A 24,939-nucleotide genomic window follows, 5' to 3' on the forward strand; every position below is an offset into this window, starting at 1 on the left:
AATTTGCTTGGCGACCATAGCGTTATGGACCCACCTGATCCCATGCCGAACTCAGTAGTGAAACGTAATAGCGCCGATGGTAGTGTGGGGTCTCCCCATGTGAGAGTAGGACATCGCCAGGCTTCAAATTTTAAAAGGCCATCCGTAAGGATGGCCTTTTTTCGTTTATAACGAAAAAAGTAATGACAGATATTCAGTTTGATATATCGTTTCCTGCGTTTCCACTATTCTCTTTATCTTGACGAAAAAAAACCGCCTTGCGGCGGTTATATGTTTGAATGATTATTAGCTTTTCATCATTAGTTGATAGCCAATATAACAAGCAAACAAACTGACGGTTACGTTAAGTACGATGTTTAAGCCAGCCTTAATAAACTCACCTTGCTGCATCATTACAATGTTATCCATTGAAAAGGTTGAGAAGGTAGTTAATGCTCCAAGAAAGCCTAAGCCAATCATTGGGCGCCATGGTGCTGCCTCAATCATTCCTTGATTTAATCCCGACATTAATAGCCCCATAATTAGCGAACCAATAATATTGACGGTTAATGTTCCGTATGGGAAGCCACGGCCAAATAAAATAACGCAAAGCTCCGAAATTAAGTATCGTGAGCAGGCGCCGAATGCACCACCAATTGCGATGAATCCTAGTAATATATATTGGCTCATTGGTATCTCGTTTCAGTTAAAAGTGATAATTAAAAACCGTCATAATAATCGCTTGTTGAGTTGGTTAATACTCTCGATAACTGCAATCATTGATTTAAGCGTAAATTAAAATGTCGGCACATAGTTGGTTGTATAGCTACATTTATAGCATCATAATCACAACTAAGAAATTAACTACTGGGCGTTGGCTCATGGAGATAGGCTATGTCGCTATATCAAACAATATTACTTGCTGTTAATCCTGAAGATAAATTTGCGCATAAATTAATGGTAAAAGCTGGAATCATTGCGGACCAAAATAATGCTGAACTGCATGTTGCTTATGTTGAGCCTGGTGTTGGTAATGTGAGTTTTATTGATGTTGAGATTGAACTGCAAGAAGAGCACGATGCAATTGCTAAACAGCGGATGTCACAATTATCAGAGTTAGCGGCAGCTTCATCTTACCCTGTTTCGGGATTACATATTGCTAATGGTGATATTACTAAGCATATCGAAGAATTAGCTGAAAAAGTTGAAGCTAAGTTGGTTATTACGGGTTATCACAAATCTACTATTCATCTTTTTGGTGATGTAAGTGAAACATTAGCTCAGCACCTTAAGTGTGATGTACTTATCTCACAATAAACATTGTAGTGATTACCATGAAATTAAAAGCCGTGGAAAATTGCACGGCTTTTTGCTATCTGTCACTGTGTGTTGTTCATTGTTAATAAACTGTTGCGATTACAACCAAAGTACTTATACTAATTCACTTACTTGTCGGAGTGCCATATGGCTGAGACCGCATTGCGGGATCCGTTGAACCTGATCAGGCTAATACCTGCGAAGGGAACAAGAGGTTATCTTTACTGCATATCCTTATTGAGGATCACTGTATGTATTTGATGATGCATAACTGTATGCATTGCTCTTGTTTACGCCCATCTGATAAGCATTTTTCCCTATAACATTGAAAGGAAATTGCTGTGTCGAATCGCAAGCAAGCGAGATTGGAAGCGAAACAATTTATCGAGTCATTAACGGCTCAACCCTATCCTAATTCACGAAAAGTCTATATTACTGGTAGTCGTGCTGATATTTCAGTACCGATGAGAGAGATCGCTTTAGCTGATAGCCTTATTAGTGGTCCTAAACAAAGCCCTATTTTTGAACCGAACCAACCGATTCATGTTTATGATACTTCTGGATTTTATACCGATCCCGACCACTCTATAGATATTTATCGTGGTTTGTCCCCTGTGCGCGAAGGGTGGATCATTGAGCGTAATGATACTGAATTATTATCTGAATTAAGTTCTGACTACGCCAATGAACGCTTACATAATCAGAGTTTGGATTCATTGCGTTTTAATCAGCGCGCTCCAACGCGACGTGCTTATAACGGTAAGTGTGTTACTCAACTGCATTACGCCCGCCAAGGTATTGTTACGCCTGAAATGGAATATATTGCGATTCGCGAAAATATGGGGCGAGTGCCCTCTAATGATGAAACGCTAAATCAACAACATCCTGGCGTTAATTTTGGTGCTAATCTTCCTTTACAAATCACGCCTGAATTTGTGCGCCAAGAGGTTGCGGCTGGGCGCGCGATTATTCCTGCAAATATCAATCACCCAGAAGTCGAACCAATGATTATTGGGCGAAATTTTTTAGTAAAGGTTAATGCTAACATTGGTAATTCCGCCGTCAGTTCATCCATTGAAGAAGAAGTTGAGAAATTAGTATGGTCGACCCGCTGGGGAGGAGATACTGTGATGGATCTCTCGACGGGACGTAATATTCATGAAACACGAGAATGGATCATTCGTAATAGTCCGGTACCAATTGGAACCGTACCGATGTATCAAGCATTAGAAAAAGTAAAGGGCGTTGCGGAAAATCTAAATTGGGATGTTTTTCGAGATACGTTATTAGAGCAAGCTGAGCAAGGTGTCGATTACTTCACTATTCATGCTGGTGTTTTATTACGGTATGTACCTATGACGGCTAAACGGGTGACAGGGATTGTTTCTCGTGGCGGCTCAATTATGGCTAAGTGGTGTTTGGCGCATCATCAAGAAAGTTTTTTGTATGAAAATTTCCGCAGTATTTGTGAGATTTGTGCTCAGTATGATATCTCGCTCTCATTGGGGGACGGTTTGCGTCCTGGTTCTATTGCTGATGCCAACGATGAAGCGCAGTTTAGTGAATTACGCACGCTAGGAGAGTTAACCAAAATTGCATGGGAATATGATGTTCAGGTGATGATTGAAGGTCCAGGTCATGTGCCGATGCATATGATTAAAGCTAATATGGATGAGCAACTTAAACATTGTCATGAAGCGCCATTTTATACACTTGGACCTCTGACAACAGATATTGCGCCGGGTTATGATCATATTACTTCTGGTATTGGAGCGGCCATGATTGGTTGGTATGGCTGTGCAATGCTGTGTTACGTGACACCAAAAGAGCATTTAGGATTACCTAATAAAGATGATGTAAAAGTCGGTTTGATCACGTACAAGCTGTGTGCGCATGCGGCAGACTTAGCCAAAGGCCACCCTGGAGCACAAGTTCGTGATAATGCATTATCAAAAGCACGGTTTGAGTTTCGTTGGGAAGATCAATTTAATCTAGGCCTTGACCCACAAACTGCTCGAGATTATCACGATCAAACCTTACCGCAAGAATCTGGCAAAGTGGCTCACTTTTGTTCAATGTGTGGCCCTAAATTTTGTTCAATGAAAATCTCTCAAGAAGTTCGAGATTACGCGAAAACGCTATCACCAATAGATATTACGTTGAGTAATAACCCTCGTGTAGGTATGGAACAAAAAGCGGCGGAATTTCGAGCTCGTGGCAGTGAGTTGTATCACCCTGCTAAAGAGGATTAATCAATGAACACGTTATCGCTTCCCCCTCATCTAATGCCATTATTAATGCACATCGAACCACTGTTAGTACCTGCTGAGTTATACCTACTAGGCGATACAGTGACAGTAACGGTGCATAGCAACGAACCATTAATTGATATCAAAACTATGACTAAGGCATGCTCATTAGCGTTTAATTTTGTTGCTGCAGATGAAGATTGTGCCCCTCCAACGTATCAAATTTGGGATCAGTGGCTCGCCCCTTTTACTGAATTAGCTCAGTTGCAACAAAAAGTCGCTGCAGATCCTAGCTTAGTGGTCTGTGGATTTCCCGTGAATGATGGTTGTGTGGATATTTGGCATCATCAAGGGCAGGCTCGAGCAGTGTATTGTCGTCATAGTGGTGCCAGTGAGGCACAACGGGCAATGTTATTGGTGGCACTTGCGCTTGATTATCCATTGGAAGATGTAGTGGTATTGGCACGTGCTTATGCGCGGAGTTATCACGAACACAGTTATCAAGATCATAATTATCGTACACAAGGTGAGCTTGTTTGGCCTACAGATGCCAAAGTATTTCCTCGTGCTTTAACGATAAATCATCCTCAAATAAAACAACTTGGATGGTTAATTGATGGTCAAGAGGTAGCTCCATTTGCGGCTTTAGGGGCGAGTAAGCTTGGATTATATCCTGTGCTAGAGAGCGCTGATTGGGTTGAGCGGGTATTACAGCTCGGTGTTAAAACTACCCAATTACGGATCAAAAACTCCCAAGTATCCGATCTGGAACACCAAATCCAACAAGCCATTGTTGCTGGTGAGTTAGCTCAAGCTCAGGTGTTCATTAATGATTATTGGCTGCTGGCAATTAAGCATCATGCTTATGGTGTTCATCTTGGTCAGGAGGATCTTGATAGCGCTGATTTAGTTGCGATTCAACAAGCGGGATTACGGCTTGGCATTTCTACCCATGGTTATTATGAAATCTTACGTGCGCTTGAATATCAGCCCAGTTATATCGCTTTGGGGCATATTTTTGCGACATCAACTAAAGATATGCCGTCATTACCTCAAGGCGTGAGCCGATTAGCGCTTTATCAAAAATTGATTGGTGCTCGAGTACCAACTGTCGCGATTGGTGGCATTACCATTGAGCGTGTCGCAAAAGTGTGGCGTACCGGAGTTTCTGGCGTGGCTGTTGTGAGTGCTATTACTCAAGCGACGAATCCTGCACTTGCGATCACTGCCTTGCACAAGATATTGGTGCCCAACGCTGAAGATGTGGCTGTAGGAGGGCGGAATGATAAATACTGCGCTCTCTGACGCTGAATTTATGCGTTATAGCCGCCAGTTGATGGTGGCTGATATTGCCGAATTAGGGCAACAACAACTGAAAAATACTCAGGTGTTAATTGTTGGCGGTGGTGGTTTAGGTTCTGCTGTTGGGCTTTATTTAGCGGCGGCTGGCGTGGGTACGATTGTCATTGCTGATGATGACGTAGTTGAAGTGTCGAATTTACAGCGCCAAGTTTTGTATCGTGAAGCAGATGTTGGGTGTAATAAAGCGCAGGCTGCGTGTGCTCAAATGCGGGCGTTAAATCCACTTAATCGTTACCGCGCGGTCACAACGAGATTAGCTGGTTTGCAGTTAGCGTTGGAAGTTGATCAAGCTGATATTGTGGTTGATTGCAGTGATAATTTTTCGACCCGCTATGCGATTAATGATGTCTGTTTTACAGCGAGAAAGCGCTTAGTTTCAGGGGCTGCGATAGGCTGGCAAGGACAGTTAATGACGTTTGACTTTAGAACTGGGATTGGACCTTGTTATCAATGTTTATTGCCTCAAGCTGTACCAAATACGGACAAAGTGCGTAATTGTCGTAGTGGTGGCATTGTGGGGCCTGTAGTAGGAATTATTGGCACCATGCAGGCGCTTGCAGTCATAAAAGCGATTGTTGAGACGAATATGGTTGATGTAAATCACCTTTCTCAATTTGATGGTTCACAAGGGCAGTGGCGTCAATTTGGAATCAATATTGATCAACAGTGTCCCGTCTGTGGTGATCACCACCTTGTTAATGGAGGTACAGTGTAATGACAATGATAACCGTCTGGTTAAATAATCAAGCTGTGGAGTGTCATTCACAACAATGTCTAACCGAGTTAGTTGAGCAATTAACCCTACCAACGGTGGGCGCTGCAATTGCGATAAATCAAGCCATTGTTACGCGTAGTGAATGGTCAACAACAGTGTTGAACCATAACGATCAGATCACGCTCTTTCAAGTTATAGCAGGAGGCTAACATGCTCACTATTGCCGATAAAATATTTGATTCACGGTTGTTTACTGGAACTGGAAAATATTCTCATCGTGATGTAATGACCGCATCGTTATTAGCCTCGGAGTCTCAATTGGTTACCATGGCTCTGAAACGGGTCGACTTAGCTCATCAAGCGGATGATATTTTAGCGCCTTTAATGGCTGCTGGAGTCAATCTTTTACCCAATACCTCGGGTGCTAAAAATGCTAAAGAAGCCATATTTGCTGCGCAATTAGCCCGTGAAGCGTTAGGTACTAACTGGCTTAAATTAGAGATACACCCTGATCCCAAATACTTAATGCCCGATCCGATTGAAACCTTGTTAGCTGCAGAAGCGTTGGTGAAACAAGGCTTTGTGGTTTTGCCTTATTGTCATGCTGATCCGGTATTGTGTAAACGATTAGAAGAGGTGGGTTGTGCAGCAGTGATGCCATTAGGGGCACCGATAGGTTCAAATAAAGGCTTAGTATCACGTGATTTTTTGCAAATTATTATCGATCAAGCGCAGGTGCCAGTGATTATAGATGCAGGAATTGGTGCTCCGTCTGATGCTGCCGCGGCAATGGAAATGGGAGCAGATGCTGTCTTAGTTAACACCGCTATTGCGACTGCTATTGATCCGGTTGCGATGGGAGAAGCATTTAAATGGGCGGTTATTAGTGGTCGTATGGCTTATAAAGCGGGATTAGCGGGTACAGTGAGTCATGCTGTTGCATCCAGTCCATTAACGGCTTTTCTCGATAGTGAATGCTAAGGAGCGAGAATGAGTTTTGTTGATGTATGGCGGCAATTGGATTGGAATGATATTCGCCTATCGATTTACGCTAAAACGGCTGCAGATGTTGAACGTGCACTGGCTAAACCGGATCGTGATCTTGATGATTTTAAAGCGTTAATCTCACCCGCCGCGGAGCCTTATTTAGAATCAATGGCACAACAAGCAGCATTATTAACGCGGCAGCGGTTTGGTTATGCGATACATTTTTATGTGCCATTATATCTCTCTAATTTGTGTGCTAATGCGTGTACTTATTGTGGTTTTTCAATGGAAAATCGAATTAAGCGACGCACATTAACTACCGCTGATATTGAGCGAGAATGTAAAGCGATCAAAGCACTTCTGTTTGATAGTGTGTTGTTGGTAACCGGTGAGCATCAAACTAAAGTTGGTATGGACTATTTCAGGCATACATTGCCTCAAATTAAATCCCACTTTAATCATATTGCGATGGAAGTTCAGCCGCTTGAACAACAGCAATATCGAGAGCTGAAAAGTTTAGGTTTAGATGCGGTGATGGTGTATCAAGAAACCTATCATGCTCGAACTTATGCCGAGCACCATTTACGCGGTAATAAAACCAACTTTGATTATCGACTTGAAACACCGGATCGATTGGCACAAGCTGGTATTGATAAAATAGGGATTGGAGCGCTATTAGGAATGGATGATTGGCGCACGGACAGTTTTTTTGTTGCGAGCCATTTGGCCTATCTTGAGCGCCAGTATTGGCAAAGTCGTTATTCGATTTCATTTCCACGTTTGCGGCCGTGTACTGGTGGTATTGAGCCTAAATCAATAATGACTGATCGCCAGTTAGTGCAATTAATCTGTGCTTATCGGTTATTTAATCATGACGTTGAGTTATCGTTATCCACTCGTGAATCAGCCTATTTTCGCGATAATGTATTACCACTAGGGGTAACTAGCCTATCAGCGGGTTCAAAAACCCAGCCGGGCGGTTATGCTGATGACACGCCAGAGTTAGAGCAATTTGCAATCAGTGATGATCGCAGTGTGGCAGAGGTTGCTATAGCGGTGAAGCGGCGAGGATTTGAGGTGGTGTGGAAAGACTGGGATGCGGTTTACTCGGGGTAACCACATTTGAAGGTCACAATAAGCCAGTGCAAAAGGTGATGCACTGGCTTTTTTATTATTAATGCGACGTTATTATTAGCGTTGTAATGGTGCTGTTGCTTGAGTTAACCATGCTAAATCATCACCGTCTAAGGCTGGACTAATAACCTCAAACACGGTGTGGTGGTAATGGTTAAGCCACGCGAGTTCGATATCTGTTAATAAGCTTAAATCAATTAAACGCTTATCAATCGGGGCGCGAGTTAGCGATTCAAATCCCATTACCGACATATCACCTTGGGTTGCCACTTCTACTACCGCTTCAAGGTTTTCAATACGAATACCAAATGCATCTGCGCGATAATATCCAGGTTCATTAGACAACACCATACCTGGCAATAATGCCGTTGGATTATAGGCTTTGGCAATCCGTTGCGGTCCTTCATGGACACTTAGAAAGTGACCAACACCGTGACCAGTACCATGATCATAATCAAACCCATACGCCCATAAATGTTGGCGTGCTAACGCATCAAGTTGGCTACCTGTGGTGCCTTTAGGGAAACGTGCAGATGCTAATGCAATGTGACCTTTTAAGACTAAAGTAAAGGCTTGCTTCACCTCATCACCCGGCTGACCAATGGCAATAGTACGAGTAATATCGGTAGTACCGTCTGGATATTGACCACCTGAATCGACTAAGTACACGGTATCCATTTGCAGTTTACTTGGCTGCGGTTGGTTAAGGTGATTGTAGTGGCACATTGCCGCATTGCCTGCTGCCGCTGAAATGGTATCAAAGCTCACATCACTGCAACTTGGATCTAACTGACGGAATTGCCACAGTTGATCTGATAATTGGGCTTCATCCAGTAAATGACCTGTCGCAACTTGCGCATCAATCCAGGCTAAGAATTTACTGATCGCGACGCCATCACGAATATGACACGCTTTCATACCCGCCATCTCGGTGGCGTTTTTAGTCGATTTTGGCAGTAAGGTTGGGGTTGCTGCTTCAATTAATAGGGCTCCTGCCTCTGTTAATTGTTGCGCTGCCCATGCGTTACTATTTGTTGAATCAAATAGTACTCGTTTACCTGCAAGAGCGGCTAGCCCAGTTGCTAGTTGCTCCGGTTTACAGATGGTCACGCCAGCACCTACATGGGCGGCAAAGCCTTCTGGTAAGCGGTGATGGTCGATATAAAAATCAACTGAAGCATCGCTGTGAATAATTGCAGCTGAAAGTAATACAGGTAGGCAATGGACGTCATCACCACGAATATTGAGTAACCATGCAATACTATCGAGCTGACTTAAAAAGGCAGCATTGGCTTTTTGTGTTGTTAGTAAAGCAGCAATTTGTTGGCGCTTATCTGTACTTGCTTGGCCAACAAATTCAAGCCCCATTAATTGGGCGTCAGACAATACAGGCGCTGGGCGGTCTAGCCATAGTTGATCAATGGGGTTTTCATCAATACACACTAAGGCTAATTCACCATCAATAGTGGTGGTGGCATTTTTAAGCCATGCTGCACTATGAAGGCGAGCATCAATCGCAATTTTGCTACCAGTGGCTAAATTATCAAGTGCCCATTGCACTGGTGGCTGTTCGATAAGATGGCAGTATTGAAAAACATCACTCGGGACTTGTTTACGTACTTGTACTACATAACGACCATCAACAAAAACAGCAGCATCATCACGAGTAATAATGGCAGCACCTGCAGAGCCAGTAAATCCAGTTAACCAGTGTAGGCGTTCATTATGATCAGGAATGTATTCACCTAAAAACTCATCTTCGTGAGGGATCAATAATGCATCTAACTGATTTTCAGTGAGCCAGTGGCGGATTTGTTCAACACGTTGCGAAATTGCAGCTTGCATGTTTTCGTCCTTTAATTAAAGCATCATCGAGGCGATGACATAAACGGTGAACTTACATAACACCAGCAAACATTCAGCTGAGTAAGTAAGTTAATATAGTTACGTTAGCGTGTTTGGCGGTTGGCTTCAATTAGCGAATCAGTAATTGATTGGCATTTATTATATTTTCGATAGGGCGGTGTTATTTCGGCGAGCATAGGAGCAATAGCTATCATTGCTGATATTCCCCAAAGGAAAAGTGCTATTGAATATATACCATTTCTATTCATATCTCTAAAGCCGTAAACTTGGCGCGATCATCTTTTAGGAACAACATATGACCTCGTCGACACCCCCTACTACCGATACCAAATTAGTCACTTTAATGGTGGTTTTGGTGCTATTTAGCCCGTTGGCTATTGATATTTATTTACCCGCTTTCCCAGCTATTGCCGATAGTTTTGGGGTTAATGCTGTGCGTGTACAAGATACCGTGACATGGTTTATGTTCAGCCTTGGTTTGGGGCAATTATTGGCAGGACCATTAGCGGATCGTTTTGGACGCCGCCCGATTGCGTTAGCTGGGATTGTTATTTATGGTTTTAGTGCCTTAATGGCGTATTTAGCCACCAATTTAGACATGCTTTTAACGGCGCGTTTATTACAAGGGTTTGGTGCTTGTGCGACTTCTGTTGCGGCATTCTCTGCGGTGCGTGATAGTTTTGGTGCTGAAAAAAGTGGTCGTATGATCAGTTACTTAAATGGTGCAATCTGTTTTATTCCCGCTTTAGCACCGTTATTAGGAACCTGGTTAACCCATGAGTTTGGTTGGCGTTCAAATTTTAGTTTTATGGCAGGCTTTGCACTCGTTGCTGGGCTGTTCATTATGACGATGTTTAAAGAAACCCGTCCTACGAATACTCATGTGAGTGGTTCAACGTTAAGTCTGAGTCGTTATTGGTCGGTATTACGTGAACCTACTTTTTTATACCATGCGAGTCTGTGCATGTTATCAATGGCGGTTATTTTAGCGTATGTGACGTCGGCTCCGGTATGGTTAATGAGCCATCTTGGGGCAGACATGAACCAATTTACGTTATGGTTTGGCATTAATGCGGCATTAAATATTACAGCATGCATGGTTGCGCCTAAATTTATGGATCGTTTTGGTACGCGAGCAACATTGCAAACCGGATTGATTATTTTAGCTGCCGCTGGTGGTTTAATGTTGGCTCTGAGTACAATCAATCAAGCATGGGCATTTATGGTGCCTATTTTTATCTGCTCATTTGGGTTTGCTTTTGTCTTAGGCTCTGCGGCAGGTAAAGCATTAGCGCCTTTTGGTGATCGTGCAGGTACTGCTGCGGCATTGTTAGGCCTATTTCAGATGAGTGGTGCTGGCGTGATGGTAAGTTTGACTCAGCGTTTAGATTTAGCAACGCCAATGTTGATGACCCTACAGATGTGGTTACTGATTCCTGGTTTATTTGTGTTGTGGTCAAAATGGGGTAAAAGCTGGCATCAAACGGTACTCACAACCGATAAGGTGTGAGTGATTGCGGCCAAAGGTTGCTTGAGTAGACGTTATGATTAAGCCTGTCATTGTGACAGGCTTTATTTTTATGGGGCAAATGATGAAGGGGGTGTTTATGATGCGTTTAACGCGTTGAGTGGCAACAATAAACAGTGATAGTACTATCAATAAAAATCACTGAACTGGACATTTATCCAGTATCGACTTAGCCTTACAACAGAAATGGAAGCGTGTTTTTTGTAGAGTATTTGATATGACGGAATGGTTGAGTGGTGGCATGATTTCCCTGTTGGCAGCGATCTCTGGCGCGACAGTGGCGAGTGTTATTACCACACTATGGTTAAAGGGACGTTTTGAGCAAACATTACAATTACATCAGCAGCAAGCAGAGGCTGATAGTCGGTTATTGCAATTACGTGAGCAACAATTACAGCAGCAGTTAAATGAGCGTAATCAAGAACTCGAGCAGATGGATGACGAGCGTGATCGCCTAACCCATGAAATTCGACAACTGCATGGTAATTTATCGGCTGCGGTTGAAAAAATGCGTCATTTTGAAGCGCTTCAAAATGAAAAACTGTATTTATCAGAACAATTAGATAACGCACGAATCATTAATGCTGGTCTTGAAGCGGATTTACGTGAACAAGATGCCCGTCATTTTGAAGAACAAAAATCGGCCGAAGAAAAAATTCAATTATTAGAAAATGCCGAAGAGCGATTACGGGTGCAATTTGAAAGCCTTGCTAATAAATTGTTTGAACACAAAACTCGGAGTGTCGATGAGCAGAATAAAATCAGTCTTCAGCGTTTATTAATGCCATTGAAAGAGCAGCTGGAAGGTTTTAAAAAACAAGTTAACGATAACTTCACACAAGAATCCCGCGAACGTCATACTCTGGTCCATCAAATTAATCATCTTAAACAACTCAATGAGCAAATGGCGCAGGAAGCGGTGAATCTAACTCAAGCGCTTAAAGGTGATAATAAGGCTCAAGGTAATTGGGGAGAAGTGGTACTCGCGCGGGTATTAACCGAATCAGGACTGCGTGAAGGGCATGAATATCAAACCCAAGTCAGCCTAGAAAATGAAGATGGCAAACGCTATCAGCCAGATGTGGTGGTGCATTTACCTCAGCAAAAAGATGTGGTGGTTGATGCTAAAATGTCATTAGTGGCTTATGAACGGTTCTTTAATGCCGACACTGTGGCGGCGCGAGAACTGGCAATGAGTGAGCATATTGCTTCAATGCGAGCACACATGCGAGGTTTAAGCCGCAAAGATTATCATCAGTTGCATGGCGTTCAAAGTTTGGATTATGTATTGATGTTTATTCCGGTTGAACCTGCTTTTCAAGCCGCGATTGCTGCTGATCCTAAACTGATTCGTGATGCAATGGATCTCAATATTATGTTGGTTAGCCCAACGACTTTGCTGGTGGCACTGAGAACCATTAATAATTTATGGCGTAATGAACGTCAAAATCAAAATGCCAAAGAAATTGCTGATCGAGCAAGTAAGTTATACGACAAATTACGCTTATTTGTTACCGATATGGAAGGATTAGGTACGTCATTAGATAAGGCCAGTCAAAGTTATCATAGCGCCATGAATAAATTAGTCAGTGGGCGAGGGAATGTTATTCGTCAAGCTGAAAGTTTTAAGTTATTGGGGGTAGAAGTGAAGCGTGATATTAGCTCGCAATTAGTTGAAAAATCGCAGTCACAGTTGCATGATGCGAGAGGTTTTTCACATATCACTTCAGCGACTGAGTCTGATTTGTAGTGCTTAAAGAGTAAACCACTTTGAGCAAACGACAACCATCAAGTACACTAAGCCAGTTGAATAAATGAATTTAATCCTCGTCAGCTATTTTATTGTGATAATGGAATGAGCGCGAGGACACATAATGGATTGAGCATGACGGACACCACACAAGACACGACCCACTTTGGCTTTCGTACCGTGGCCAAAGAGGAAAAAGCAACCATGGTTGCTGAAGTATTCCATTCAGTAGCGGCAAAGTACGACATTATGAATGATTTAATGTCGATGGGTATTCATCGCGTTTGGAAGCGTTTCACGATTGACTGCAGTGGTGTGCGCCGTGGTCAACGCGTGCTTGATTTAGGCGGTGGTACTGGTGATTTAACCGCTAAATTTTCTCGTATTGTGGGTGACAGTGGACAAGTTATTTTAGCCGATATTAATAACTCAATGCTAAAAGTTGGCCGCAGTAAGCTACGTGATAGCGGCGTGATTGGTAACGTTGGTTATGTTCAAGCAAATGCCGAAGAACTGCCTTTTCCTGATAATTATTTTGATTGTATTACGATCAGCTTCTGCTTGCGTAACGTTACCGATAAAGAACAAGCATTACGTTCGATGTACCGTGTATTAAAACCCGGTGGTCGTTTATTAGTGCTAGAGTTTTCTAAGCCGATTTTAGAGCCTTTATCAAAAATATATGACGCTTACTCATTTCATTTATTACCGAAAATCGGTGAAATCATTGCTCATGATAGCGAAAGTTATCGCTATTTAGCTGAGTCTATTCGTATGCATCCTGATCAAGAAACATTGAAAGGAATGATGGACGATGCTGGGTTTGATCAGACAACCTATTACAACTTAACTGGCGGTATTGTTGCTTTGCACCGTGGTTATAAGTTCTGAGGCCCCTATGCCAATAGATGCATTTGTTACTGGCGCGGTAGAAACAGCGCTTAATCAATTAGTAAAAGACGATGCTGATAGTCAGCGTCGTTTGTCACGCTTACGCGGAAAAGTGATTAGCGTGGTTCTGAATGAATTTGGCAAAACGCTATATTTTGTTTTTAGTCAGCAAATTGATGTATTAGCGGCTTATGAGGGTGAGGTCGATTGTCAATTGGCCCTTAATTTAACGGCGCTGCCTGAATTACGCCAGCAAGCCAATCTCACTCAGTTAATTAAAGCTGATAAGTTATCTCTTGATGGTGACTTACAACTCGCCCAGCATTTTTCTAGTTTATTAGGTGGATTAAAGCCAGATATCGAAGAAAAGCTCGCTTATTACAGTGGGGATGTTGTGGCGCATACGGTGGTTAGCGGCATCAAATCAAGTGGACAGTTTATTCAGCAGCGATTACTAAAACGCCAGCGAAATGTAGCTCAAACACTAACGGAAGAGTGGAAATTATTACCACAGCCATTAGAGATCGCGTATTTTGCTGATCAAGTTGATGACTTGAAATCAGATGTTGCCTGTTTTGAGGCCCGATTAAATCAGCTACTTGAGCGATAATAGCCATGATGACTATTCGTGAATTTAAACGTCTTTACCGTATTATTGAAGTGCAATTACGTTACGGTTTGGATGATTTTATTCCGCAAGACCCACGAACAGTATTGCCAAAAAAATTACGTAAATCGTTATTCTGGATTAAAAATGAATATCCAGATAAACCGTTAGGTGAGCGATTACGGTTAGCGTTACAAGAATTAGGTCCGGTGTGGATCAAGTTTGGGCAGATGATGTCGACTCGACGTGATTTGTTCCCTCCCCATATCGCCGATCAATTAGCGTTATTGCAAGATCAAGTGGCCCCGTTTGATGGTCAATTAGCGAGACGTACGATTGAAGCATCATTAGGTGGCCCGATTGAGCAATGGTTTGATGATTTTGATGAGGTAGCGTTAGCTTCAGCTTCGATTGCACAAGTTCATACTGCGACCATGAAAGAAAATGGCCGTGAAATTGTATTTAAAGTCATTCGTCCTGATATTCGTCCTATTATTGAAGCAGATATTAAGCTGATGTACAGGATGGCCGAGATAGTTTCTCGGCTTCAACCACAAGCACGGCGATTACGTCCAGTTGAAGTGGTAAGGGAATACGAAAAAACCTTACTTGATGAACTGGATTTAATGCGTGAAGCAGCGAATGGCATTCAACTTCGACGTAACTTTGAAGGTGATGACACCCTGTATGTGCCTGAGGTCTTTACTGATTACAGCAGTGTGAATTTACTGGTGATGGAGCGAATCTACGGGATTCAGGTTTCTGACCTTGATGCCTTAAAAGCTAACGGTACTGATCTGAAATTATTATCAGAAAATGCGGTAAATATATTTTTTACCCAAGTGTTCCGTGATAGTTTCTTTCATGCTGACATGCACCCAGGGAATATTTTTGTTTCCTATGAGCACCCACATGATCCACAATGGATAGCATTAGATTGTGGTATTGTCGGCACGCTTAATCGTGAAGACAAACGTTATTTGGCTGAAAACTTACTGGCTTTCTTTAATCGAGATTACCGAAAAGTGGCCGAATTGCATGTTGATTCAGGTTGGGTACCCGCAGATACCAATATTGACGCGTTTGAAGTTGCTATTCGTACCGTGTGTGAACCCATATTTGAAAAGCCGTTATGTGAAATATCATTTGGGCATGTATTGTTGAATTTATTCAATACTGCACGTCGATTTAATATGGAAGTGCAGCCGCAATTAGTGTTGTTACAAAAGACATTGCTTTATGTTGAAGGTCTTGGACGCCAGCTGTACCCACAACTTGATTTATGGGCGACAGCAAAACCATTTTTAGAAGATTGGATGTCACGTCAAGTTGGCCCACAAGCCATTATTGATGCAGTAAAGAGTAAAGCGCCATTTTGGGCTGAAAAGTTACCAGAATTACCTGAATTACTTTACGACAGTTTGCGCCAAGGCAAGGTTATGAATCAACGACTCGATACACTCTATGATAATTTCATGGATAGTCGGCGTAACCAAGGTAAGGCAAGATTTTATTTTGGTATTGGTGCCACCATGATGGTGTGTGCTGCCATACTTTTCGGTGATCATGTTACCACCTATCCTGCTATTGCAGCTGGAGCAGGAGCGGTATTTTGGTTGCTGGGATGGCGAGCCTGTCGACAGTAGTCGCTGTAGGTTTCGCCTATACTTATAGTTGCGTGTAACAACGCACTCCGTTATTAACCACATAAAGCTGAGGTAAAATAAGCATGGGTGGTATCAGTATCTGGCAATTATTAATTATTGCACTGATCATTGTTCTGTTGTTCGGAACTAAGAAGTTACGCACATTAGGTGGCGACTTAGGTTCTGCTGTTAAGGGTTTCAAAAAAGCGATTGGTGATGATGATTCAGCACCTGCAGCTAAAAAAGAAACAACAGATGCAGATTTTGAACAAAAGAAAATTACGGATGAACAGCAAGCAGCTGATCAGACAACAACGAGTCAAAAAGACAAAGAGCAGGTTTAAGACGTGTTTGATATCGGGTTCTGGGAGTTAGTGCTGATCTCCGTGGTGGGATTGGTAGTACTGGGGCCGGAACGTCTACCCGTTGCGATACGTACTGTATCGCAGTGGATAGGTGCAGCCCGTAATATGGCAAACTCAGTCAAAGATGAATTGTCTCAGGAACTGAAAATTCAGGAACTGCAAGCCAATTTAAAAAAAGCTGAGCAAATGGGAATGAAGGACATCGCGCCTGAATTGCAAGAGTCGGTTGATGAACTTAAAAAAGTCGCCTCTGATGTGCAACGTCCCTATGCTGATAAAAGCGAGCAACCCTCAGCAACGACTTCTAATAAGCAGGAATAAATTACATCACTATGTCGACTGTCGAAGATTCGCAGCCGTTATTCAGCCATTTACTTGAGCTGCGTACACGGATCCTGCGCTCTCTCATCAGCGTGCTAGTAGTTTTTGTCTGTATAGTTTGGTTTTCGAAAGACATTTACGCGTTTGTAGCAGCACCTTTGGTTGAACGTATGCCAATCGGTGCCACTATGATTGCAACAGATGTTGCGTCACCGTTCTTTACACCGATAAAACTCACTTTAGTTACCGCTGTGTTTATTGCTGTACCAATGATTTTGTATCAACTGTGGGCGTTTGTAGCTCCTGGTTTATACAAGCATGAACGTAAGCTTATTATGCCATTACTGGTTTCCAGCTCATTGCTGTTTTATGCCGGTGTTGCGTTTGCTTATTTTGTTGTGTTTCCATTGGTGTTTAAGTTCTTTACCAGCGTCGCTCCGCAAGGAGTTGAAGTTGCAACAGATATTTCAAGTTATCTCGATTTCGTATTGTCGCTATTTATGGCGTTCGGTATTGCATTTGAGATCCCTGTCGCGATTATTCTGTTGTGTTGGACCGGTGCTACCGATCCTGAAACGTTACGCAGTAAACGCCCATATATTATCGTGGCAGCGTTTGTGGTCGGTATGTTGTTAACACCGCCTGATATTTTATCTCAGACCTTGTTAGCGGTGCCGATGTGCTTGCTATTTGAAGTCGGCTTATTCTTCTCACGTTTTTACATTCGTAAAGATGATGAAGACGAATATGGCGATGAAGATGAGCCGCAAGACATAAAGAGCATCAGCAAAGAATAGGGTTTATCCCCCTGTGATGATGAAAAAAACCGACCTTGGTGTCGGTTTTTTTATGTCTATAATAATGTGATTATCACATAGTCAGTCAATTCGAGGCTCGATATACTGAGGTAAAGACGAGTTCATCAAAGAATGGAAAAAAATGATAGATATTGGTATTAATCTGACCAACAGCCGCTTTGATAAAGATCGCGCCGATGTTATTACTCGCGCGCAAGCAGTTGGAGTAAAAGGACTGGTTATTACCGGTACCAGCATTGAAGAAAGTATTGCCGCTCAGCAACTGGCTCAGCAGTGGCCTGATTATTGTTATAGCACTGCAGGCGTTCATCCTCATGATGCAAAATCGGTAACAGATTTCGCTTTACCTCAGATTCGTGCTTTAGCACAACTGTCACAGGTGGTTGCCATTGGTGAGTGTGGGTTGGATTTTAATCGTGATTTTTCACCTCGTCCGCAGCAAGAAGCGGTGTTTGAAGCCCAACTGGCGTTAGCTGCAGAGCTTAACTTACCCGTGTTTATGCATTGTCGTGATGCTCATGAGCGTTTTTTAGCTATTTTAAAACCATGGCGCGATAAATTACCCGCAGCAGTTGTGCATTGTTTTACCGGCTCACAGCAAGAACTCACTGATTGTTTAGCACTTGATTTACATATTGGTATTACCGGTTGGATCTGTGATGAACGCCGAGGCACTGAGCTGCGCCAAATTGTGAAACATATTCCAAGCCAACGGTTAATGATTGAAACTGATAGTCCTTATTTATTACCGCGTGATTATCGTCCTAAGCCTAAATCGAGCCGTAATGAACCGTTGTATTTACCCCATATTGCTGCCGTTATTGGTGAGTGTCGTGGTGAATCAGCCATAGATGTTGTCAATAATTCTTACCAAGTTAGCCAAGCTTTTTTTGCAATTTAATCCCACCTTGGTGGTGTGAGTGATATTATCAATATTCATTAATCTGTAAGGAGTTTACCGTGTCAGTATCTATTCAAGGTGCGTTTCCCGGACGTCGTATGCGTCGAGTCCGTAAGCATGATTTTAGTCGTCGTTTGATGGCGGAAAACCAGTTATCAGTTAATGATCTTATTTACCCAATGTTTGTACTTGAAGGCACTAATCGTCGTGAAAGTGTCGCTTCAATGCCGGGTATTGAGCGTTTATCAATTGATTTATTGTTAGAAGAAGCAGCGTATATCGCCAGTCTTGGTGTGCCTGCAATTGCGTTATTTCCAGTGGTATCACAACCGTTTAAATCTGAATTAGCTGAAGAAGCATATAACGTTGACGGTTTAGTGCAAACTGCGGTTCGTGCATTAAAAGCGCATGTACCAGAGCTGGGTGTGATTACCGATGTCGCTTTAGATCCGTTCACGGTTCATGGTCAAGATGGCATCATTGATGATGAAGGTTATGTGCTTAATGACATCACCACTGAGATTTTGATCAAACAAGCGTTATCTCATGCTGAAGCCGGGGCTGATGTTGTTGCTCCTTCTGATATGATGGATGGTCGTATTGGTGCAATCCGTGAAGCATTGGAACAAGCGGGTCATATTAATACGCAAATTATGGCTTACTCAGCTAAATATGCGTCAAATTACTATGGCCCGTTTCGTGATGCAGTAGGATCAAGCAGCAATCTTAAAGGGGGGGATAAAAAAACCTACCAGATGGATCCTGCTAACAGTGATGAAGCGTTGCATGAAGTGGCAATGGATATCAGCGAAGGTGCTGATATGGTGATGGTGAAGCCGGGAATGCCGTATTTAGATGTGGTACGTCGTGTGAAATCAGAGCTACAAGTGCCAACGTATGCTTACCAAGTGTCTGGCGAATATGCGATGCACATGGCTGCCTTCCAAAATGGTTGGCTTAAAGAGCGTGAAACTGTGATGGAATCACTAATGTGCTTTAAACGTGCTGGTGCTGATGGCGTGTTGACCTATTTTGCGAAAACAGTAGCAGAATGGTTGGCGGCAGAAGGTGCTGAGCGTGCTGAACGTTTAAAAAAATAATCGATTAGATGTTGATAAAAAAGCGAGCTTGGGCTCGCTTTTTTTATTTTATTAAATCTTTGTCTGCAATTTTTAGTAATTTATGTAATGTGGTTAAAGCATGGTTACTAACAGAAGCGTGATATTGTAGCTCAATTCTAAACTCTTCTTCTTTGTTACCATTAGCACACTCATAGCGCTCCTGTAAGTTATACAATTTATTCTCTAACTCTGTATGAAAAGAATATAAGACCTTGGCAAACTCTTTTGAGAAATAGAGTTTACCTATTGCTGCATATTTTTGGATAGCTCTCATAGAGCTATTTAACTCTTCATCGTTGTTATTAAATTTGGCAATACTTGTCGTATTTAAATGTTGTGAATTATAGAAAGCTACAACATATTCCACAGATTCGATTACTAAAGCATATTTTTCTTTCTTCTCATCCCAGCGTTTTTCACTTTTATACTTACTAAATGCTAGTTTAGTTGCCAAAAACGCAGAGAAAAAAGAGAGTAAAGCAGGAAAAGCATACTCTTTAAATAACTCCATATATTAACATCTCGAAAAATATCATGGCTTTACATTTCGATTGATCGGATTTTGCAGTGAAATTAAGGTTTCTGTTGATTGTACTTCTTCAATGGCTTGCAACTTATTGATCAATACATGCTGCAGTTCTTCAATTGAGTGACACATCAATTTAACAAAAATATTGTAAGCGCCTGTGGTGTAATACGCTTCGACAACCTCATCGAGCTGATTGAGTTTTTCAAGCGCTGAGTGGTAATCACGCGCAGCATAAAGGTTGATACCAATAAAGCAGCATACGTCATAACCTAATAATTTTGGGTTAACGATTACCTCGGTCCCGGTAATAATGTTGGAGGCCCGCATTTTTTCAACCCGCACATGGACAGTTGCAGGGCTGACGTTAAAACGTTTCGCCATTTCAGCATAAGGCACTCGCGCATCCGTCATTAACGCGTTAAGAATGTCGCGATCTAAATCATCGATGCGAACAGCTATATTCATCACAATTCCTTTTCAGCGAGGTAAGTTATTCGCTACTTAAGACCATGGTCTATCTTATCCTTATGTTAGGTTGTGATACCAGAGCCAAGCGTGATTTGTAGTGCTATAATTCGCCGCCTAAAGCTTCTATCTCCAATAATGGGTGAGATAGATATTGTTTGATATCGGAGAATGCAGTGCAACTAGCCTTACTTTGTGAAGTTCCTCAACGTCAGTCTGAATTAGATCAACTCGCCGCCCGCTGGGGATTGACGCATGATGAGCACAGCTGTTTTGCGTTAGTGTTAACCGCTAACCAATTAGAGCTGCGTAAGTTAGATGAACCTAAACTTGGTGCTGTATTTGTCGATTTAGCCAGTGGCGCGGTAGCACACCGTCGTAAATTCGGTGGTGGTCGTGGGCAAGCTATTGCGAAAGCGGTGGGACTAAAAAATGGGTTAACCCCAACGGTATTAGATGCTACTGCCGGTTTAGGCCGCGATGCGTTTGTGCTCGCGTCGTTGGGTTGTAAGGTGCAATTAGTGGAGCGTCATCCGGTGGTCGCAGCTTTACTTGATGATGGCTTAGCCCGTGCGAAAGCGGATCCTGAAATTGGTCATTGGGTCAGTGAGCGGATGCAGTTATTACATGCATCAAGCCAAGATGCATTGTTGCAATTGGCGGCGGATAAAGATTTTGTTGCTCCTGAGGTGATTTATTTAGATCCGATGTACCCGCATAAAAAGAAATCGGCATTGGTGAAAAAAGAAATGCGCGTTTTTCAAACCTTGGTGGGTGCAGATTTAGATGCTGATGAGTTATTTGCGCCAGCGTATGCATTAGCCACTAAACGGATTGTGGTTAAACGTCCTGACTATGCTGAATTTTTAGCAAATGCGAAGCCATCGATGGCGATTGAAACCAAGAAAAACCGCTTTGATATTTATGTGAAAGCGAGCATGAAGAATAATGACGAGCCAAAATAAAAATTTACAAATTTAAGCTTCAAACGCACACTCAATGCTGGAATTACGAATCATTATCGTTTAATGTTTGTGGAACTGGTTATTTGAGTGAGGGTCTGTTGATGGTTAAATCTTTATGTAAGTATCGTCGTGCTGAAATTGCCGATCAATTTGCGACGATCACTAAGATAGTCAGTGAACCAACATTTATTTGCGCGAGTTGCACCCGTGTGGCGAGTGATAAAAACTATTTATGTAAACCGAGCCGTTTAACCAATACGGTATCAGCAACAGCCGCGACATTGACACCAATGCCAACACCCGCGCCGATGATGACGTTGGCGGCCTCAACTGCGCCGACTTCTGATACGATCAACGTACACCAATTACCGATGCCAACTGCGGTGGGGCAAAGTCGAATTGAGATGGTAACCATTGTTGAACAAGCTGAGGTGCTTGAACAGCCAGATAGGTTGTTAGAACAAACGGAAAAATTGAAAAAATTAGCTAAGAAAAAAAATAAACTCTTAAAAAAAGCGGCTAAAGCGGTGAAGAAGTTTGATAAGCAATTACGTAAAACAAAGCAAACGCTTGGGTTAACATCCTGATTTAGCGTTCACTGCATTATGATCACCAATAAAAAAGCCTCCCTAGGGAGGCTTTTTTATTAGTATTTGTTTATTAATCAGCGTGTTTAATTAATACAGCCATCATAACGCCAACAATCACAGACACAACAATACCTGAAACAATGATCCAAGGAAGCATATCCATAACAGTTATCCAAATGTTAAATAAAAAGGGTAGAGCGGCTATTGAATCGTGTTTGTTGGTTGGGAGCAATGGGGTAGATATACCTTGTAATGGCTGTTTACATATAGAAACATGTTAATGCTAAAACTGTTATCCAGACGAAAAAAAAGCGCCACTAAGGCGCTTTTTTCAGACTTAAAATTTAAGCTTGATCAGGTTTTGCTAATTGTAGTGCTTGACGAGAAACTTCAGCGGCAGCTTGTTTATCGCCAAGTTGCTCAAGCGTCGCTACCAGATGAGCATAATCGGTGACGTCTGGACGTAACGCGATCGCTTTTTCTAGGTGCTCTTTAGCCGGTTGCCATTGTTGATCAGCCATTAACATCTGTCCCAATGCACTTTGTAGGGTTGGATTATTACCGTTGTTGGCTAATAAATCTTGTAGGCTCACAATGGCTGGGTGACGATCTGGCAGTGTTAATTGTGGCATTAAGCTAATTAGCGCCTGCTCAGGGTTTTTCTTAACAGCATCACGCAAGATAGGGAAGGCATCTGCATCAGCATGGCGAACCATCATCTGTTTAACAAAGCACGCGACTAGCGCTGGATTGTGTTTGTCTTTACGGCTGAGGCTGTTCCAGTAACCCATTAAACCATCACTGCCATTTTGTTGGCTAAGATGGTGCATTTGACCACATTGCGCTTGCACGTCGAGTTGAGCAGCTTCTGCGGCAGTGATGACATCTGCTTTAGTCAATTGGGGTAGCAATACTTGCAGTGCTTTCCAATCTTCTAATTGCAAGTAACACTGCTTTAGTAGGCTTAGTATCATTGGATTACGCGGGCTAGTTGGCTGTACATCTTGCAATGTTGCAAGGGCCTGTTCAAATTGTTGTTGACGAATTTGAAGCTTAGCACGAGTCAGTGCGACAGCAAGGCTTTCAGTATCTTGCTCAGCTGCGAGTTGTAAGTATTGATCTCGCTGTTGAGTTTTACCCAGTCCTTGTGCAGCTTCTGCAGCAGCTAAGTAGTTTAGAATTGGCGCATCGCTAAATTTTGCTGATTTAGACAGCATTTTTTCAGCGGCTTTCCAATCACCTTCGGCAACTTTCAATAGGCCTTCTGCGGTATTGCGACGTGCATTGCGAACTTGGCGACCGCTGAACCAACCACGGGTTGAGCTACCAAAAGAAAACAAGCGACGTAAAATAAATTCAAGTACAAAGAAAATCGCAACGATGGCAATCGCAACGATAATCAGTGTTGTTAAACTCATTTCAATGGTTTGATTGGCAAACGAGATCAATACATAACCTTGGTGGCCTGCAAGATCAGGGCTGACAATGATACCGGCAATCAGAGCGATGACCAATAACAACAATTTAACCATTATTTAGTCTCCTCTTTAGTGGTGTAAGTCACTACCGCTTTGTTATCGGTTGCTGTGTTTTCAGCTGCGGTTGCTTGTTGGATTTGTTTCTCAACCACTTTCTTCACCGCAGGTGCAGCATTTTTAACTGCCGCTGGTGCTGCTTTTGCGGCAACAGGTTCGCTAAGGGCGGTCATTTTATTGCGTAACACTTTATTCACGAGTTGGGTGATCAAAGCTTGTGATTGCAATTTAGCTGGGTAATCAACGGCAACATTTTGTTGTTCTAGTTGTTGTAGACCAGCAATGAAGCTTTGTGTTTTTGGTGATGACAAGTCGTAGTACTGTTGTGACCACTTGATCGCCGTTGCAATTGAATCACGGTAAACTTGGCCTTGGTCGCGATATACTGCGGCGATAGCTGTCTCAAGTTTGTTGGTGATATTTTGTTGCAGGTAGAAATCTTGTTGCGGTGATAGTAACGGTACAACACTGCCATCACGCTTACGGTAAGTAATGAAATTTTCACTAAAGTTTTTAAGTGAGGTCATTAAATTGTTTTTCCAATCATTAACCGATTGGCTAACGGTTGGATTTTGCTGTGGTTCTGCTTTAGCTAATACGGCATTGGCTAACGGTAAGCTATCAATGCTATTTTCAAGGCTGTTAAGACGCAATACGATGCCATCACGATCAACCACCGTGATTGATTTTAACGCAGTAATATCATTACTCATTGCTTGGCGCAGATTTTTAAGGCTTGGATCATTGAGTTCTGCAATGCGGTGATCAGCGGCTTCAAGTAATAGTGTAGCGCTGGTAACGTCATGCTCTAGCCATAGTTTACGGCCTGCCATTTTAACTAAATAATCGGCTTCAGCTAATAGCCAATCGTTAGGCTCTTGGCCTTTTAAATCTGCAATGGCTGTTTGAATTGAATCAATCGATTTTTGCTGTTGGCTAATACCTTGCTCAACTTTCTGCTGGGCAGTGCTAAGCTCGTTATTGACCATTGAAATAGTTTGCTGTTGGTCAGCTTGCATTGCAGCTTTCATGGTCGCAATTTGTTGTTGTAAGGCGGCAACTTGCTGCTGTTGTTGTAAACCTTGCTGGTGGCCGTGGTAGTAAAGACCACCGCCTAGTGCTAATACTAATGCGATAGCAACCCAACCCGTTTTACTGCCTGATTTTTTTTGTTTAGCGGCCGTAGGCGCTGCTTTGGTCGAGTTTGAAGTACTATTTTTTGAGGCATTAACAGCAGGCTTGTCTTTAGTTACTGGCGCTGCTGTTTGGTTTGTGTTGATTTTTTTGTCTGTCATCCT

At 42.5% G+C, this 24,939-nt stretch carries 25 protein-coding genes, 1 rRNA gene and 1 riboswitch; of the genes, 20 read left to right on the forward strand and 6 right to left on the reverse strand.

What is annotated here, in order from left to right:
* Nucleotides 1-6 precede the first annotated feature (6 nt).
* Nucleotides 7-122: ribosomal RNA gene (rrf, locus tag C9I86_RS15975) — 5S ribosomal RNA — on the forward strand.
* Between the two features lie 163 nt (nt 123-285).
* Here the strand turns inward: rrf and crcB are convergent.
* On the reverse strand, nt 286-669 hold the full coding sequence (crcB, locus tag C9I86_RS15980; protein ID WP_045036888.1) for a fluoride efflux transporter CrcB: 384 nt from the start codon (nt 667-669) through the stop codon (nt 286-288).
* A 204-nt stretch (nt 670-873) separates the two neighbouring features.
* Here crcB and C9I86_RS15985 point away from each other — a divergent pair, with 204 nt between their 5' ends.
* From C9I86_RS15985 to thiH, 7 genes are all read left to right on the forward strand, one after another.
* On the forward strand, nt 874-1,296 hold the full coding sequence (locus C9I86_RS15985) for a universal stress protein (protein WP_080158811.1): 423 nt from the start codon (nt 874-876) through the stop codon (nt 1,294-1,296).
* Nucleotides 1,297-1,422: 126 nt separating this feature from the next.
* Nucleotides 1,423-1,520: riboswitch (TPP riboswitch) on the forward strand.
* Nucleotides 1,521-1,637: 117 nt separating this feature from the next.
* Nucleotides 1,638-3,548 (forward strand): phosphomethylpyrimidine synthase ThiC, encoded by a 1,911-nt coding sequence (gene thiC / locus C9I86_RS15990; protein ID WP_107276913.1) that lies wholly within the window; start codon nt 1,638-1,640, stop codon nt 3,546-3,548.
* A gap of 3 nt (nt 3,549-3,551) precedes the next feature.
* Entirely contained in the window at nt 3,552-4,850 is a 1,299-nt protein-coding gene (thiE, locus tag C9I86_RS15995; protein ID WP_107276914.1) for a thiamine phosphate synthase, read from the forward strand.
* Nucleotides 4,828-5,622, forward strand: a complete 795-nt coding sequence (locus C9I86_RS16000; protein ID WP_107276915.1) for a HesA/MoeB/ThiF family protein — start codon at nt 4,828-4,830, stop codon at nt 5,620-5,622. Before thiE ends, C9I86_RS16000 begins: the two co-directional genes overlap by 23 nt.
* On the forward strand, nt 5,622-5,831 hold the full coding sequence (thiS, locus tag C9I86_RS16005; protein ID WP_235865969.1) for a sulfur carrier protein ThiS: 210 nt from the start codon (nt 5,622-5,624) through the stop codon (nt 5,829-5,831). The genes C9I86_RS16000 and thiS overlap by 1 nt, the downstream gene beginning before the upstream one ends.
* 1 nt (nt 5,832) lies before the next feature.
* Nucleotides 5,833-6,603 carry a thiazole synthase gene (locus tag C9I86_RS16010; protein ID WP_107276916.1) on the forward strand — a complete coding sequence of 257 codons (771 nt, stop codon included), beginning with the start codon at nt 5,833-5,835 and terminating at the stop codon, nt 6,601-6,603.
* 9 nt (nt 6,604-6,612) lie between these two features.
* A complete protein-coding gene (gene thiH, locus C9I86_RS16015) occupies nt 6,613-7,725 on the forward strand; it encodes a 2-iminoacetate synthase ThiH (RefSeq protein ID WP_107276917.1) in 1,113 nt (370 codons plus the stop codon).
* Between the two features lie 75 nt (nt 7,726-7,800).
* On the opposite strand, the gene C9I86_RS16020 is transcribed toward thiH, so the two are convergent.
* Nucleotides 7,801-9,588, reverse strand: a complete 1,788-nt coding sequence (locus tag C9I86_RS16020; RefSeq protein ID WP_107276918.1) for an aminopeptidase P family protein — start codon at nt 9,586-9,588, stop codon at nt 7,801-7,803.
* 316 nt (nt 9,589-9,904) lie between these two features.
* Between C9I86_RS16020 and C9I86_RS16025 the strand changes: the two genes are divergently transcribed.
* The 10 genes from C9I86_RS16025 to hemB all read left to right on the forward strand — a co-directional run bounded on the left by C9I86_RS16025 (nt 9,905) and on the right by hemB (nt 19,536).
* Entirely contained in the window at nt 9,905-11,119 is a 1,215-nt protein-coding gene (locus C9I86_RS16025) for a multidrug effflux MFS transporter (protein WP_080158818.1), read from the forward strand.
* A 235-nt stretch (nt 11,120-11,354) separates the two neighbouring features.
* Nucleotides 11,355-12,887, forward strand: coding sequence for a DNA recombination protein RmuC (rmuC, locus tag C9I86_RS16030; RefSeq protein ID WP_080158819.1), 1,533 nt, complete (start codon nt 11,355-11,357; stop codon nt 12,885-12,887).
* 135 nt (nt 12,888-13,022) lie between these two features.
* Nucleotides 13,023-13,778 (forward strand): bifunctional demethylmenaquinone methyltransferase/2-methoxy-6-polyprenyl-1,4-benzoquinol methylase UbiE, encoded by a 756-nt coding sequence (gene ubiE / locus C9I86_RS16035; protein WP_080158820.1) that lies wholly within the window; start codon nt 13,023-13,025, stop codon nt 13,776-13,778.
* A gap of 7 nt (nt 13,779-13,785) precedes the next feature.
* Entirely contained in the window at nt 13,786-14,388 is a 603-nt protein-coding gene (locus C9I86_RS16040) for an SCP2 domain-containing protein (RefSeq protein WP_080158821.1), read from the forward strand.
* A gap of 5 nt (nt 14,389-14,393) precedes the next feature.
* Complete coding sequence (ubiB, locus tag C9I86_RS16045; RefSeq protein WP_199190812.1) at nt 14,394-16,031, forward strand: ubiquinone biosynthesis regulatory protein kinase UbiB; 1,638 nt, start codon at nt 14,394-14,396, stop codon at nt 16,029-16,031.
* A gap of 83 nt (nt 16,032-16,114) precedes the next feature.
* Nucleotides 16,115-16,375 (forward strand): Sec-independent protein translocase subunit TatA, encoded by a 261-nt coding sequence (gene tatA / locus C9I86_RS16050; RefSeq protein ID WP_080158822.1) that lies wholly within the window; start codon nt 16,115-16,117, stop codon nt 16,373-16,375.
* Between the two features lie 3 nt (nt 16,376-16,378).
* The gene (tatB, locus tag C9I86_RS16055) at nt 16,379-16,717 is read left to right on the forward strand and encodes a Sec-independent protein translocase protein TatB (protein ID WP_065168413.1); all 339 of its coding nucleotides are present in this window, start codon (nt 16,379-16,381) and stop codon (nt 16,715-16,717) included.
* An 11-nt stretch (nt 16,718-16,728) separates the two neighbouring features.
* Nucleotides 16,729-17,514: a twin-arginine translocase subunit TatC gene (tatC, locus tag C9I86_RS16060; RefSeq protein ID WP_080158823.1), complete on the forward strand. Its 786-nt coding sequence runs from the start codon at nt 16,729-16,731 to the stop codon at nt 17,512-17,514.
* A gap of 142 nt (nt 17,515-17,656) precedes the next feature.
* Complete coding sequence (locus tag C9I86_RS16065) at nt 17,657-18,436, forward strand: TatD family hydrolase (RefSeq protein ID WP_080158824.1); 780 nt, start codon at nt 17,657-17,659, stop codon at nt 18,434-18,436.
* 59 nt (nt 18,437-18,495) lie between these two features.
* Nucleotides 18,496-19,536 carry a porphobilinogen synthase gene (gene hemB / locus C9I86_RS16070; RefSeq protein ID WP_107276919.1) on the forward strand — a complete coding sequence of 347 codons (1,041 nt, stop codon included), beginning with the start codon at nt 18,496-18,498 and terminating at the stop codon, nt 19,534-19,536.
* Nucleotides 19,537-19,579: 43 nt separating this feature from the next.
* Here hemB and C9I86_RS16075 read toward each other — a convergent pair whose 3' ends face one another.
* Nucleotides 19,580-20,068: a hypothetical protein gene (locus tag C9I86_RS16075; protein WP_107276920.1), complete on the reverse strand. Its 489-nt coding sequence runs from the start codon at nt 20,066-20,068 to the stop codon at nt 19,580-19,582.
* Nucleotides 20,069-20,089: 21 nt separating this feature from the next.
* Nucleotides 20,090-20,551 (reverse strand): transcriptional regulator AsnC, encoded by a 462-nt coding sequence (gene asnC / locus C9I86_RS16080; RefSeq protein ID WP_080158826.1) that lies wholly within the window; start codon nt 20,549-20,551, stop codon nt 20,090-20,092.
* A 176-nt stretch (nt 20,552-20,727) separates the two neighbouring features.
* Here asnC and C9I86_RS16085 point away from each other — a divergent pair, with 176 nt between their 5' ends.
* Together C9I86_RS16085 and C9I86_RS16090 are read left to right on the forward strand one after the other, a co-directional pair.
* Nucleotides 20,728-21,516, forward strand: coding sequence for a class I SAM-dependent methyltransferase (locus C9I86_RS16085; RefSeq protein ID WP_080158827.1), 789 nt, complete (start codon nt 20,728-20,730; stop codon nt 21,514-21,516).
* A gap of 101 nt (nt 21,517-21,617) precedes the next feature.
* Nucleotides 21,618-22,103, forward strand: a complete 486-nt coding sequence (locus C9I86_RS16090; protein ID WP_107276921.1) for a hypothetical protein — start codon at nt 21,618-21,620, stop codon at nt 22,101-22,103.
* Nucleotides 22,104-22,450: 347 nt separating this feature from the next.
* Here C9I86_RS16090 and C9I86_RS16095 read toward each other — a convergent pair whose 3' ends face one another.
* Both C9I86_RS16095 and hemX read right to left on the reverse strand, forming a co-directional pair.
* Nucleotides 22,451-23,638 (reverse strand): heme biosynthesis HemY N-terminal domain-containing protein, encoded by a 1,188-nt coding sequence (locus tag C9I86_RS16095; protein WP_107276922.1) that lies wholly within the window; start codon nt 23,636-23,638, stop codon nt 22,451-22,453.
* A complete protein-coding gene (hemX, locus tag C9I86_RS16100) occupies nt 23,638-24,936 on the reverse strand; it encodes a uroporphyrinogen-III C-methyltransferase (protein WP_080158830.1) in 1,299 nt (432 codons plus the stop codon). The genes C9I86_RS16095 and hemX overlap by 1 nt, the downstream gene beginning before the upstream one ends.
* Nucleotides 24,937-24,939 lie beyond the last annotated feature (3 nt).

The sequence above is a fragment of the Photobacterium sp. NCIMB 13483 genome (assembly GCF_003025475.1).
In the GTDB taxonomy this organism is placed as follows: domain Bacteria; phylum Pseudomonadota; class Gammaproteobacteria; order Enterobacterales; family Vibrionaceae; genus Photobacterium; species Photobacterium piscicola.